The sequence below is a fragment of the Lutibacter sp. Hel_I_33_5 genome (assembly GCF_007827455.1).
In the GTDB taxonomy this organism is placed as follows: Bacteria; Bacteroidota; Bacteroidia; order Flavobacteriales; family Flavobacteriaceae; genus Polaribacter.
This window is the reverse complement of record NZ_VISM01000001.1, coordinates 1,272,330-1,286,074: the sequence shown is the minus strand read 5'-3', so window position 1 is coordinate 1,286,074 and position 13,745 is coordinate 1,272,330. Positions and strand designations below refer to the sequence as shown.

Here is a 13,745-nt window from a genome sequence, read left to right as displayed (position 1 = left end):
CTTTTAATTCTTTCAAAACTAAAAAAGTTAATTACCCTTTTTTAGCTTTCTTTCAAATTCAGTTTGTTGTTTCTGAACTTGTTTAATTTTTAATTGATTTAGTTCTTGTTCTAATTTCTTTACTTGTCTGTATAAAGATTTTTCTATATCGCTTCTTGTAGCATTTGAATTTGAAGATTCGTTGCTTTTAACTTTCTTTGGAAGATCAGTATACAATAAACGTTCTTTTGGAGTAATACTAGTAAACGTTAATTCGCCAAAAAGTGGAGAGTTTTTTCCTTCTTTTAAAATGGAAGCTCTAACCGTAATTTTTCCTGCGGTTAAAGTTGATCTAATTAATGCAGGAGCCGTTCCCCATTCAATTGGTTTAGGATTAGCCATAATATTCATTCCTCCAAGGATTTCACCTTCGCCTTCAATTTCAAATTTTATAGATTCTTGATTTAATCTCTTAACATTGCCATTATCATCTACCGTTGAAGCTATGATTGTAACGATATCCGAACCATTTGCGATTAATGGAATGTTTTTATTAGCTAATTCTAGTTTAATTTTTGACACTCTATTGGTTGGTCTTTTTACTGCTCTTGCTACAACTTTTCCATCAATAATACCTTCTGCAACAATGGTTACTTCATTGTGTCTTTTCTTTCTATATAACCTTTTGTAGGTCATAAAATCATAAGCATTTTCAAACTTGATGATTGGACTAGGCATTTTTAAATTCCTATTCGGTTTTTTAATGATGGTATCTTTTTCAAAAACGATTAATCGAACTTCATCACAATTTGTAAAAACTGTAACATCCTTGCTAGAGAATGGTGTCATCTCATGAGCAATATGAACCATAGGTTCAATATGTTCAGCTTTTTGTTGTGATTTAAACAAATAATAAGAAGATTTTGGTTGCCTAAAAGAATCTGCAATTCCTCCTAAAAAAGGATCTGGATGATAACCCCTTTGATGATCAAATGAATGCCATAAAGAGCCACCTACATGTTGTTTAGGTGTACTGTTTAGTGTTTCGATATTTGTGTATCTGTAATCGGTTACGGCGTATTGATTTGCTTGAATTAATTGCGCTTTTTCTCCCCAACCTCTTGCAGTTCTACTATTAGAATTATGAGCATTCCAATCATCTACATTATCTCCCCATTCTCTGGTGAAAATGCTTCGTTTTTCATGACTGTAATCAAACTTTATAGTATTATTAATTGCATTTTCTGGGTCTGGTTGCCATTCTTTATGTTTATCTACATATTGCGGATGGCTATAAATAACATCAAAATATTCCATTCCTTTTGCATGAGAATCACAAGCTGTAAATGCGCCTTGATACGGAAATTCTTCGTGAACAATAGTGTGCACTTTTTTTGCAAAATGATCTGGATAATGAGTTTCGTTTAAGATCGGTTCCCAAAGTAAAACAGATGAATGATTTCTATCTCTTCTCACCATTTCTCTAATATCTTGATAGATGCGTTTTTCGAAATCAGGGTTTTTATCATTCCAGAATTGCCAACTTGGTGTAGCAACAATAAAGAATATTCCAAGTGCATCACATGCATCCATAAAAGCAGGATCTGCAGGGTAATGTGCTGCTCTAATAATTTCTGCACCAGCTTCTTTTAAAATGATTGCATCTCTCCATTGACCAGAATTCGGTAATGCATTACCAACATATGCATGATCTTGATGACGATTAAAGCCCATCAATTTTCCTTCGTATGATTTATTATTTAGATAAAACCCATCTTTGCCTCTAAATTCGATTTTTCTAATCCCTAATCGTTGTCTTACGGCATCAATAATTTTTCTTTTACCTTCATAAACATGAACTTCTAAATCATATAAATGTGGATTTTTAGGAGACCATAATTCAGGGTTTTTAACCTTAAGTGTGTAAGAAACTTTCTTGTTAGAATTTGGAGCAATTGTAGCTTTCGTTTTACCTTCACAAACAACTTTTCCATAAGTATCTTTTAGAATATATTTTACAGAAAGTGATTGTTTTATGTTTTTAGCGTTTGCAACATCAGCATCAACAATAACTTTTACACTTTTTTCTGATAAATCTTCATAATGAACAAACAAACCACCGCTAGCAACAGAATTTACTTTGTTAGCATCAGTTATATAAACGTCGTTTGTAGAAATTAACCAAACATCTCTGTAGATACCACCAAAATAAGAAAAATCTAAAACCGTTTGCGCTTTTCCTGGAGGATACGATGGATCATCACTATTATCTGCCCAAACAGCAATACTATTTTCTTCTCCTTTTTTAATTTTAGAAGCAATGTCTACACTAAAAGGAAGAAATCCGCCAAAATGAGTGGTTAATAATTCACCATTTATCCAAACTTTACTTTTACCCATAATCGCTTCAAAGTAAACGACTAATCTTTTGTCTTCAATATTTTTAGGAACTGTAAAACGTTTTCTATACCAAGCTTCTCCTTGATAATTATTAGAACCACTTGCTTGTGTAGAGTTTAATTCTAAACCATGCGGTGTACTTACAACTTCCCATTTAGAATCATCAAAATTTACTTTTTCAGCATTCTTTACTTCACCTTTATAAAAACGCCAACCTACATTAAAGTCAAAAACTTCACGTCCACTATTTGGGACATCAAAAAAGCCAGCTTTAGAATATTCTGGAATATTGTTTAAATCTTGCGCTATTGTTAATCCAGAGATTAGTAATAAAGTTGATAAAACTAATTTTAGTTGTAATGATTTCATTTTTTTGGGGAATAAAATTCTAGTTAAAATAAATTTATTCTCTAAACAAAAACTCTCCATCCATAAGGATCTTCTGCTTTGTTAGTTTGTATATCTGTAATACGTTTCTTTAATTGTGATGCAAATGGATTCTCTAATTCTGGTAAATCAAAATCTTCATCTTTAAAACCAAAACCAGCAATTGGAGAAATCACAGCAGCTGTTCCAGCCCCAAACATTTCTTTTAATTTTCCAGTTTTTGCCGCTTCTACAACTTCACCAACAGAAATTTTTCTTACTTCTGTTTCTATTCCAGTATCTGCAGCTATTTGTAAAATACTTTTACGCGTAATTCCGTCTAAAATTCGATCACTTGTTGGGCTCGTAATTAAAGTGTCATTAATACGAACAAAAATATTCATCGCTCCAGCTTCTTCTATAAATTGATGCGTGTTATCATCTGTCCAAATTACTTGCTGATATCCTTTATCGATGGCTAATTGTGTTGGGTAAAATTGCGCAGCATAATTTCCACCAGCTTTTGCAAAACCGACACCACCATTAGCAGCACGTGCATATTTTTCTTCAATTAATACTTTTACTTCACCTGCAAAATATGCTCCAGAAGGCGCTGTACAAATAATTAATTTATATTCATCTGCTGGCGATGCATGAAAACCTTCGCCAGAAGCAAACATAAAAGGTCTTATATATAAAGAGCTTCCTTCTTTTGTAGGAATCCAATCGCTATCAATTTCTAATAACGTTTTTAAACCTTCCATAAAAATATCTTCAGGAATTTCTGGAATCACCAAACGTTCTGCAGATTTATTTAATCGCTTACAGTTATCTAAAGGTCTAAATAACATTGTTTTTCCATCGGCATCTTTGTAGGCTTTCATACCTTCAAAAATAGATTGTCCGTAATGAAAAATCTTTGCAGCTGGCGATAAACTAATAGGCGCATATTCTTTAATGACGGCACTTTGCCATTTTCCATCTTTAAATTCGCATTCAAACATGTGATCAGAAAATACATGACCAAATGGTAAATTATCAAAATCTACCGAATCAATTCTCGACTTTTGTGTCTTTTGGATGTCTATTTTTATTGCCATAAAAGTTTGTTATTAAAGGAATCAAAGTTATAAAAATACTAAGGAATAGTTACTAATTAATTTAAAATTTAAACGTAAAATGTATCTTTGTGTAAAATGATAAAAATGAAGAATATGAATTTTAAAAATTTAACAACATTGTTATGTTTAATGCTGATGTTTTCATGTAAAACTGAGAAAAAGGAAAAAGTAGAAGCGCCTCAAAAAATTGCATATCAATCTTTTGGTGAAAAAATTACGGATACAGACGTATTAGCATCTACAAAAATGTTAGAGAAATTTAACGATTTAAAAGTTGGAGATACTATAGATATTAAATTTTCTTCAAAAATAAATGAGGTTTGTTCTAAAAAAGGATGTTGGATGAAACTTTCATTAGACAGTACAAAACAAACCATGGTACGTTTTAAAGATTACGGATTTTTTATGCCTTTAGATAGTGAAGGAAGCGATGTTATTGTGGAAGGAAAAGCGTTTGTAAAAGAAACTTCGATTGATGAATTACGTCATTATGCAGAAGATGCAGGAAAATCTAAAGAAGAAATAGCGAAAATTATAGCTCCAAAAACAACATTTTCATTTACTGCTAACGGAGTTTTATTAAAATAATTTGAAGAGAGAAATCATAATTACTTCAGACGGATCAACATCTATTCAAATTCCTGAATGGAACGAGCAATATCATTCTAAAAATGGGTCAATTAATGAAACCTATCATGTTTTTATTAATAGCGGATTAAAAGTTGTTTCTTCTGATAAAGTTTCGATACTAGAAATCGGTTTTGGTACTGGTTTAAATTGTTTTATTACCTATTTAGAAAGTAAAAGACAAATAGATTATGTTGGAGTAGAAGCATATCCTGTTATAGCTGAAGAGATTGAAAAGATGAATTTTATAGCTGTATTAAATGCAGAAAAAGAAAGTACTGTTTTTAAAAAGATGCACGATGTTTCTTGGGAAAAAAAACATCAAATTTCCGATTCATTTTGGTTAACTAAAAGAAAACAGTTTTTCGAAGATATTAAAGATGAAGACGCATTTCATTTAATTTATTTTGATGCTTTTGGGGCAAGAGTACAACCAGAATTATGGACAGAAGAAATTTTTGCTAAAATGTTTAATGCTTTAAAAGAAAACGGAATTTTAGTTACCTATTCTGCAAAAGGAAGTGTAAGAAGAGTAATGCAAGCTGTTGGTTTTGACGTAGAACGTTTGCCTGGTCCACCAGGAAAAAGAGAAATGTTAAGAGGAATAAAAAAGTAAAACTTAAAATATGGAATTCAAAAGAAAATTCGGAAATAGAAAAACCAAAAAAAATGCAAAAGGACTATTTTTAATTTTGTTATTGTTACTAGCTTTAGTACTTTGGTTTAAAGCAGAATCAATTATGAATTACTTTTTTTAAAAACGAATTGCTAACTTTCGCATTAAACGTAAAACTTCTACGTACAACCAAATAAGTGTAATTAAAAAGCCCCATGTAGCCAACCATTCTTTTTCTTTTGGCGCTCTACCAATTTGTCTTTCTATATAGTCAAAATCTAGTAGTAAACTTAAACTAGCAACAATTGCAGCAATAATATTAAAACCAATTGCAACCCAAGAAGTTCCCCAAATAAACGGAACATTAATTCCAAAAAAAGATAAAATCCAAGCAATTATATAAATTGTAAAAATGGTGATAGAAGCAGTAATTACAACGGCTCTAAACTGTCTGGTAACTTTAATAATACGAGTTTTAAAAAGTAAAAACATTACAAAAAAAGTAGCCATCGTAACGCCAATTGCCTGCAATGGTAAACCAGGAAAACGCTTGTGGGCATAAGCACTAATTCCGCCAAGAAAAAAACCTTTTGCCAATGCATAAATTGGCAATAAATACTTTGCTAAATGATGCATAAATGAGATAAATAAACTTGCAACAATGGCAACAAACATTCCTATGGTAATGTACCATTTTATATCCGTTCCTTCAAAAAATATTTTCCAGGTATAGCAGGCTGTTGTTGCTACCAAGCACAACATTAAAATCGATTTTAAGATAATGCCACCTAAAGTCATTTTAGCGGAACTTTTTCTAGATTTCCCCCAGAAATAGTTCGAAAAAGCAGGATTAGAAGTATTTAAACCAAGTAAACTCATATCTCAAATATACTATTTTTTAAGAAGCTATTTCCTGCTTTCGGTAGTCGCTATTTTTTGACAAAAATGAGCTCCAACAAATACCTCAATCAGGGCTAAGCCTGTTTGCCAACTTTTGTCATTCTTCGAAGGCGGGAATCTATTTTATTGATAAGAATAGATTACCTTTTATTTTTTAAAACTTCTTCCTTTCCAATGATAACTTGAAAAAACAGATTTAAAAATGACAAGAATACTAAAAAAAGGATAGCATAAACTACTTAATAAATACCATTTGTAAAACCTTTTATTGTGTTCGTAAAATTTGATGGTCGGTAAGAATAAAAATAAATCAATAATGAATTTAGATGCGAATAAGAACAACCAAATCTTGTAAGAAACTTGCTGAAAGATCCATCCAAAAAAAGAGATAACAATACTTAAGTTGATTAATAAAACCAACAATCCAATAAATTTAACCAAACCAGATTTAAAATTACCAGTTTTTGCAGCCCAGCGTACTCGTTGATGTATTAAATCAGTCCAAGAATTTACAGGAAACGTTGTAACAATGGCATCTTTAGATTTTAAAAACTTGACGCCGTTTTTATCTTTTTCTAAAAATTTTTCAAACAGAAAAACATCATCTCCACTTGCAATATGATTATTACCATCAAAACCATTAAGTTGTTTAAATAGTTCTTTTTTATAACACAAGTTTGCACCATTGCACATAAACGGAAATTGGATTCCAAATCCGCCAATTGTACTTCCTTGCATACTCATAAAATCTAATAACTGAAAGGAATCTAAAAAGTTGTCTTTTGTCTTGTAATTAACAGGAGCAACAATCATATTAGGATTGTTTTTTATAATGAATTCATCAAAAGATTGTAACCAATTTTCAAGTAAAATACAATCAGCATCGGTTGTTATAATCCAATCGAATTTTGTTTGCCCAATTGCAGTTGTAATTGCATCTTTTTTAGGAGATTTAGATATCCTTTTATTTTTTATGATACGAATGTCAGGTTGAGCGCAGTCGAAATCTACAACCTCTCGGCTGCGCTCGAGGTGACAATTAATAATTTCAACAGAATCATCTGTTGAATCATCATCAACAAAAATAATTTCGAATAACTCTTTTGGGTATCTTAATTTAGAAATAGATTCTAGTAAAATTGGTAACTTTTCTGACTCATTCCGAAACGGGATAATAATAGAAAATTGAGTTATCGATTTCTTGTTTTCGAGTTGATTTTTTTTCAGCTTTACAAAACCAAATCCTAAAGAAAGGATCAGTAAACCGTATAGAAATAATATGAAAAAGAGAGCCCAAATCATTTGCTAATATTGGGTTTAAAAGTAAGTACATAATAACTTCCAATAATTGCAGGAAACACAAAATTGAAAATCCACATTAGCGTTGTGATTGATAAAATTGTGATCGCATCAACTTGTAGATAAGAAAAAACCCAAATTGCTACAGAGCCTTTTAAAACAACATCAAAAAGTGATAACATAGGTACAATGGAAGCAATAAAATAAACAGATGCAATTGCTGAAATTGCATCAAAATAAGAGATTTCTAAATTAAAAATTAGAAGTAAGAAGTAAAATTGATGAGAGAAAATAACGTATCGTATTAATGATAAAAAAGCAACTCTTATATTTAAACTTCTTGAAATTTTCTTGATAAATTCTCTTGCTTTTTGTGTTGAATATCCTCTGTATTTAAAATGCTTAGCACCAAAAAAGAATGCTGTAATAACAAAGAAGCCAAGAAGTAATCCCCTAAAGATTCGATGAAAATCTATTTGAACATTGTATTGCCATACAAAATAAGTAAAACCTAAAACTCCAAAAGTAATTGTCATTAGCATTTGATAGAAATTACCAACTAAATTTAAGCCTACAATTTGTTTTCTTAACGGTTTATCAAAATACATGGCTTTTGCACCATATTCTCCAATTCTGTTTGGTGTAATTAATGAAGTTGTTAACGATGCTAAAGATTGTTCTGTTGCACTTTTTAAACTTATTTTATGACTAAAAGAGGCTAAGTCTCTCCATTTTAAAATTTCTAAAAAATGATTAAAAAAGCTAAAAATGATTAAAAAAGCAATGTTTTTTGATGTAAAAATATCATTTTTCAATAATTTCTGATAAAAATCGATAAATTTAAAATTGTCATTTTCTAATAATTTTTGATAAATAAAATATCCGCATCCAATTACAATAGCTAATTTAATGAGCAACCAAAAGAATTGTTTAGTTTTGTAAGAGAGCGAATAGTACATTTATACAAATAACGATAAAATTTGGGTGTAGAAAAAATCATATTAGGAATTGATCCTGGAACTACAATTATGGGTTTCGGCTTAATAAAAGTGGTAGGCAAAAAGATGGAATTTATTCAAATGAATGAATTAATGCTCAAAAAATATGACGATCATTATTTAAAACTCAAACTTATTTTTGAACGTACCATCGAATTAATTGATACTTATAACCCTGATGAAATTGCTATTGAAGCTCCATTTTTTGGTAAAAATGTTCAATCTATGCTTAAGTTAGGTAGAGCGCAAGGAGTGGCAATGGCTGCAGGTTTATCACGTGAAATTCCGATTACAGAATATTTGCCTAAAAAAATTAAAATGGCAATTACTGGTAATGGTAATGCTAGTAAAGAACAAGTTGCTTTGATGCTAAAATCGCTTTTAAATCTTAAGACGATACCTAAAAACTTAGATGCAACTGATGGATTAGCAGCAGCTGTTTGTCATTTCTACAATTCAGGAAAAGTTGTTGGTGGAAAAAATTATACAGGTTGGGCAAGTTTTGTGAAACAAAACGAAAAGAGAGTTAAGAAATGAGTGGAATCTATATTCACATTCCATTTTGTAAACAAGCATGTTTCTATTGCAATTTTCATTTTTCTACTTCATTAAAAAAGAAAGATGAGTTAATTTCTAGTTTGATAAAAGAACTCGAAATCCGAAAAAACGAATTGCAAAATGAAACTATTGAAACCATTTATTTTGGTGGAGGTACACCATCATTATTAACCAATAATGAATTAACTATTTTAATAGAATCTGTTTATAAAAATTATACAGTTTCTGAAAACCCTGAAATTACTTTAGAGGCAAATCCAGATGATTTATCCGAAGAGAAAATTAAAGAACTTTCTAATAGTCCTATTAATCGATTAAGTATTGGAATACAATCTTTTTTTGAAGAAGATTTAAAAAGTATGAATCGTGCTCATAACGCAAGTGAGGCAAAGAATTGTTTATCTATTGCAACTCGTTATTTTGATAATATTACAGTAGATTTAATTTACGGAATTCCGAATATGAGCAATAATCGTTGGAAAGAAAGTTTACAAATTGCTTTTGATTTTGGAATCAATCATATTTCAAGTTATGCTTTAACAGTTGAACCAAAAACAGCCTTAGATACTTTTATTAAACAAGGAAAATATCCAGCGTTAGATGAAAAATTAGCTAAAGAACATTTTGATATTTTGGTCTCAGAAACTGTCAAAAACGGATTTGTACATTATGAAATTTCCAATTTTGGTAAGTCTAAATATTTCTCTAAACACAATGCGAGTTATTGGCATCAAAAAAAATATATTGGTATTGGACCTTCTGCTCATTCCTTTAATAAAACGCATAGGAGTTGGAATGTATCAAATAATGCAAAGTATATTAAAGATATTATTGCTGGGAAATTACCTTCTGAAATTGAAAAACTTACAAAAGAAGATTCTTTTAACGAATATATAATGACAGGTTTACGAACTATATGGGGTGTTTCATTAACAAAAATAAAAGAAGAATTTGGAGATGAAATTTATCAGCATTTAATTTTATCTTCAGAAAAATTTATTGAAAAAGAGTTATTAACTATTGATAAAAATATTCTTAAAACAACAAGTAAAGGAAAATTTTTAGCAGATGGTTTAGCATCAGATCTTTTTATTATTGATTAAAAAATGTATTTTTAAAGGATGAAAGCAATTATAGAATATAATTCAAGAAAAATAGAAGTAAATATCTCTAATCCAATAGATATTTCAATTCCTATTGATGTTTCTAAGCAAAATGTCAATGCTTGGTATATAGAAGATCCAAAGATTTTTCCAGAAAGTATGGATGGAGAAAAGATAAAAGTTTCAGAAGGTGCTGTAGTAAATTTTAATAACATCCATTTTAATCCTCATTCTCATATTACGCATACAGAATGTGTTGGACATATTACAAAAGAAGTACATTCTATAAATAAAAATTTAAAATATTTTATTTTTTTAGCTGAGGTAGTTACAGTAGTGCCTGAGAGTGATGGAGAAGATTTTTTCATATCTTCTAAACAACTAAAAATAGCGTTAAAGAATAAGAAAAGAGATGCCATTGTTATTAGAACTTTACCAAATTTAAAGGATAAGAAATCGATGCAATATTCGAATACAAATCCAACTTATTTATTAGAAGAAGCTGCTATTTATTTAAGAGAAAAAGGAATAAAACATTTGTTAATAGATTTGCCATCAGTAGATAAAGAAAGAGATGATGGAAAATTATTAGCCCATAACGCATTCTGGAATACTGCTGGTGAAATACGAATGAATGCTACAATTACAGAATTTATTTTTGTTCCAAATAATGTTGAAGATGGAGAATATTTATTAAACTTAATGATTGCTCCTTTTGAAAATGATGCAACACCGAGTAAGCCAGTTTTATATGAAATTTTAAAATAGATTTATGAAGAAATTATCTGTTAAACGAATCATTTTATATGTCTTTTTAATCCTTTTAGTTCTTTTGATAAAAGGCGCTTATTATTCTGATATTCCGGTTGAAATTTTAAAAGAAAAATATGCTAATGATCATTCACAATTTACAGAAATTGATGGAATGCAAGTTCATTATAGAGATGAAGGAAAAGGTGAAACAATTGTTTTAATCCATGGAACAGCTTCTTCTCTTCATACTTGGGATTCTTGGACTGAAAACTTAACTAAAGAATACCGAGTTATTAGAATGGATTTACCTGCTTTTGGATTAACTGGTCCAAATAAAAAAGGAGATTATTCTATTGAAAATTACACTCGTTTTTTAAAAGATTTCTTATCTAAATTAAAAGTAGATAACTTTTATTTAGCTGGAAATTCTTTAGGAGGAAATATAGCCTGGAATTATGCGGCTGAAAATCCATCAAAAGTTAAAAAATTAATTTTATTAGATTCCAGTGGCTTGCCAATTAATAAAAGTATCCCATGGATTTTTACAATGGCAAAAACTCCAGTTTTAAATTCACTTTTTTTATACCTAACGCCAAAAATGGTGATAAAAGATAATATGAAGCAAGTGTATGAAGATGATTCTAAAATTACTGAAAACTTAATTACTCGTTATCATGAAATGGCTTTAAGAGAAGGCAATAGACAAGCTTTTGTTGATAGAGCTAAAACCGATTTTAAACTAGAAGCAAATCAAAATGTTGACAAACTTAAAAAATTGAATACTGAAACTTTATTAATTTGGGGAGCAAAAGATAATTGGATTCCGCTTGATAATGGTGAAAGGATGGATTCGTTAATGCCAAATTCTCAATTAAAAGTTTTGCCCAATTCAGGTCATGTTCCGATGGAAGAAAATCCAGAAGAGAGTTTAACTATATTACGTCAATTTTTAAGTCAGGAAAAATAACTTTATTTCGGTTCTAAGATTAAAGGGATATCTTTTTTAAGATTATTAAGATCTATAAAAACTGGTTTATATTTTGTTATCCTTTTTAAATTTTTATTCCATAACTGTTTTTTCTCTTCATCAGTTTTGTTAAAATAACCTTGATAAAAATAGTTTACACCTAATTTAAAATCAATTTTTATTACTGAATCTGTTGTGTAAAAGTCAGTAGATTTTTGAGGCGCTCCAAATCCAGAATATTTACCAATAGTATCATTATTCTTATCCCATAAGACCGTCCAAAGCTCAAAAGGTCTATTAAATTTAGTGTAGCCATTTTTTTTACCTAAAGTATCTTTCCATCTAAGTTCATAATTTCCACGTTCATCTAGTTTAACAATACGATAGTTAATTTTTAGTTTCCCAAACTTGTTTGAGTTCTTAGAGCAGTTTACTGCGAATATTGAAAAAATAAGTAAAATTAATATCCTTTTCATCTTTTTCTAGAGTATAAAATTCGGTTTTCATGGCGAAAATAAATCAAAATGGACGAAGAAACAAACTAAAACCTGTAACTTCGTAAGTATGGAATTACTTTTTTTAGGTTTAGCATTTGGAGCAGTTTTGGCATATTTTTTATTTCAAAAATTTAGTTCAGTAAAAAGTAAAAGTCTTACAGAACAGCAGTCTGTAATTTTATTAGATAAAATTAAAAGAGTTTGTAAGTTAATTACTGTAGAAGGAGAGTTTTCGGAAATTTATCATCATGAAAATACTAAAGAAAAATTTTTAGGATTAATTTCTAGTAAGAAAAAAGCAATCATACTTATTAATGCAAAAGCGCATATTGGTTTTGATTTTAGAAAGATAAAAATGAATTCTGATCCCAAAAAAAAGACACTTTATTTATCGGAATTTCCCTTGCCAGAAGTATTATCAATAGAACCAAATATTAGTTTTTATGATATTCAAAATGGCATGTTAAATAAGTTTAATTCTGAAGATTTAACGCAGGTAAATAAAGAAGCGAAAGAGCATATTTTGCAAAAAATACCAGAAAGTAATTTAATGCAAATTGCAAATAAAGAAGCCTTAGGAACCATTCAGTTAATGCAAAATTTAGTAGAAACGATTGGTTGGAATCTAGATTACTCAGCTTTAGAAATTCCAGATACAAATACAAAACGAATAGAATAATGCATATAGAGCAACTTAGGGATTATTGCATCGCTAAAAAAGGAGTAACAGAACATTTTCCTTTTGATGATGTAACTTTAGTTTTTAAAGTAATGAACAAAATGTTTGCGCTAGTTGGGTTAAGTAGTTGGGAAAAAGGGGATACTAAAATGAATTTAAAATGTGATCCTGATTGGGCAGAAGAATTACGAGGTGAATATGAAAGTATAAACCCTGGTTGGCATATGAATAAAAAACATTGGAATACGGTACATTTAAATAATGATGTTTCTGATAAATTTGCTTTCGAATTAATCGATCATTCATACAATTTAATAGTAAAAAGTCTTTCTAAAAAATTAAAAGAAGAATTGGAAAATTGTTAAATCAAAAATAAATTCTTACTTTAACAAACGTTATAAATTGTGTAAATAATTATCCCCATGTCAAATTCTAATATTAAAGTTCTTTTAGTTGAAGACGATGAAGTTGAAAAGATGAAGTTTCAAAGAGCAGTTTCTAGTTTGTCTATGAATCTAAAAGTAACTACGAATAGTAATGGTGAAGAAGCTTTAGAGTACTTAAAAAATGAAGAGAATAGCTTGCCAGATATTATATTATTAGATTTAAATATGCCACGTGTTCATGGAACAGAATTTTTGGCAACCTTAAAAAAGGATGAAGATTTACGCTATATTCCTGTTGTAATTTTAACAACTTCTAATCATAAAAAAGATATAAAAAGCTGCTATAAAAACGGTATTGCTGGTTATATAATAAAACCACTTCGATACGAAGATTATGTTTCTAAAATTGATAATATATTTTCTTATTGGAGTTATAATGAATTAATTTCTTCTTGAAATTTTAAAGACTAATTCTAAAAATAATTTACTAACATTT

At 29.4% G+C, this 13,745-nt stretch carries 15 protein-coding genes; 9 read left to right on the top strand and 6 right to left on the bottom strand.

Annotated elements, in window-relative coordinates:
• Positions 1 to 27: 27 nt before the first annotated feature.
• Together OD91_RS05630 and OD91_RS05625 are read right to left on the bottom strand one after the other, a co-directional pair.
• Positions 28 to 2,748 carry a glycoside hydrolase family 2 TIM barrel-domain containing protein gene (locus tag OD91_RS05630; protein WP_144895409.1) on the bottom strand — a complete coding sequence of 907 codons (2,721 nt, stop codon included), beginning with the start codon at positions 2,746 to 2,748 and terminating at the stop codon, positions 28 to 30.
• A 41-nt stretch (positions 2,749 to 2,789) separates the two neighbouring features.
• On the bottom strand, positions 2,790 to 3,845 hold the full coding sequence (locus OD91_RS05625; RefSeq protein ID WP_144895408.1) for a branched-chain amino acid aminotransferase: 1,056 nt from the start codon (positions 3,843 to 3,845) through the stop codon (positions 2,790 to 2,792).
• 114 nt (positions 3,846 to 3,959) lie between these two features.
• Here OD91_RS05625 and OD91_RS05620 point away from each other — a divergent pair, with 114 nt between their 5' ends.
• Positions 3,960 to 4,454 carry a DUF4920 domain-containing protein gene (locus OD91_RS05620; protein ID WP_370511741.1) on the top strand — a complete coding sequence of 165 codons (495 nt, stop codon included), beginning with the start codon at positions 3,960 to 3,962 and terminating at the stop codon, positions 4,452 to 4,454.
• Position 4,455: 1 nt separating this feature from the next.
• Positions 4,456 to 5,109: a tRNA (5-methylaminomethyl-2-thiouridine)(34)-methyltransferase MnmD gene (gene mnmD, locus OD91_RS05615; RefSeq protein WP_144895406.1), complete on the top strand. Its 654-nt coding sequence runs from the start codon at positions 4,456 to 4,458 to the stop codon at positions 5,107 to 5,109.
• Between the two features lie 138 nt (positions 5,110 to 5,247).
• Here mnmD and OD91_RS05610 read toward each other — a convergent pair whose 3' ends face one another.
• The 3 genes from OD91_RS05610 to OD91_RS05600 form a co-directional block, all read right to left on the bottom strand.
• A complete protein-coding gene (locus OD91_RS05610) occupies positions 5,248 to 5,988 on the bottom strand; it encodes a Bax inhibitor-1/YccA family protein (protein WP_144895405.1) in 741 nt (246 codons plus the stop codon).
• 168 nt (positions 5,989 to 6,156) lie between these two features.
• On the bottom strand, positions 6,157 to 7,311 hold the full coding sequence (locus OD91_RS05605; RefSeq protein ID WP_144895404.1) for a glycosyltransferase: 1,155 nt from the start codon (positions 7,309 to 7,311) through the stop codon (positions 6,157 to 6,159).
• A complete protein-coding gene (locus tag OD91_RS05600; RefSeq protein WP_144895403.1) occupies positions 7,308 to 8,267 on the bottom strand; it encodes a lysylphosphatidylglycerol synthase domain-containing protein in 960 nt (319 codons plus the stop codon). The genes OD91_RS05605 and OD91_RS05600 overlap by 4 nt, the downstream gene beginning before the upstream one ends.
• A gap of 21 nt (positions 8,268 to 8,288) precedes the next feature.
• Between OD91_RS05600 and ruvC the strand changes: the two genes are divergently transcribed.
• From ruvC to OD91_RS05580, 4 genes are read left to right on the top strand one after another with little or no spacing between them, the layout of a single operon-like run.
• Positions 8,289 to 8,843, top strand: a complete 555-nt coding sequence (gene ruvC, locus OD91_RS05595) for a crossover junction endodeoxyribonuclease RuvC (protein WP_144895402.1) — start codon at positions 8,289 to 8,291, stop codon at positions 8,841 to 8,843.
• Positions 8,840 to 9,967, top strand: coding sequence for a radical SAM family heme chaperone HemW (hemW, locus tag OD91_RS05590; protein WP_144895401.1), 1,128 nt, complete (start codon positions 8,840 to 8,842; stop codon positions 9,965 to 9,967). The genes ruvC and hemW overlap by 4 nt, the downstream gene beginning before the upstream one ends.
• Before the next feature lie 18 nt (positions 9,968 to 9,985).
• A complete protein-coding gene (locus OD91_RS05585) occupies positions 9,986 to 10,735 on the top strand; it encodes a cyclase family protein (RefSeq protein WP_144895400.1) in 750 nt (249 codons plus the stop codon).
• Positions 10,736 to 10,739: 4 nt separating this feature from the next.
• Complete coding sequence (locus tag OD91_RS05580; RefSeq protein ID WP_144895399.1) at positions 10,740 to 11,687, top strand: alpha/beta fold hydrolase; 948 nt, start codon at positions 10,740 to 10,742, stop codon at positions 11,685 to 11,687.
• A gap of 2 nt (positions 11,688 to 11,689) precedes the next feature.
• Here the strand turns inward: OD91_RS05580 and OD91_RS05575 are convergent, their stop codons facing one another.
• On the bottom strand, positions 11,690 to 12,163 hold the full coding sequence (locus OD91_RS05575; RefSeq protein ID WP_144895398.1) for a hypothetical protein: 474 nt from the start codon (positions 12,161 to 12,163) through the stop codon (positions 11,690 to 11,692).
• Between the two features lie 88 nt (positions 12,164 to 12,251).
• On the opposite strand from OD91_RS05575, the gene OD91_RS05570 reads away from it, so the two are divergent.
• Genes OD91_RS05570 through OD91_RS05560 form a run of 3 tightly spaced genes read left to right on the top strand, consistent with a single transcriptional unit; the run spans position 12,252 to position 13,705 of the window.
• Complete coding sequence (locus tag OD91_RS05570) at positions 12,252 to 12,863, top strand: DUF4230 domain-containing protein (RefSeq protein WP_144895397.1); 612 nt, start codon at positions 12,252 to 12,254, stop codon at positions 12,861 to 12,863.
• Positions 12,863 to 13,228 (top strand): MmcQ/YjbR family DNA-binding protein, encoded by a 366-nt coding sequence (locus OD91_RS05565; RefSeq protein ID WP_144895396.1) that lies wholly within the window; start codon positions 12,863 to 12,865, stop codon positions 13,226 to 13,228. Before OD91_RS05570 ends, OD91_RS05565 begins: the two co-directional genes overlap by 1 nt.
• Positions 13,229 to 13,285: 57 nt before the next feature.
• Positions 13,286 to 13,705, top strand: coding sequence for a response regulator (locus OD91_RS05560; RefSeq protein ID WP_144895395.1), 420 nt, complete (start codon positions 13,286 to 13,288; stop codon positions 13,703 to 13,705).
• The last annotated feature ends 40 nt before the right edge of the window (positions 13,706 to 13,745 follow it).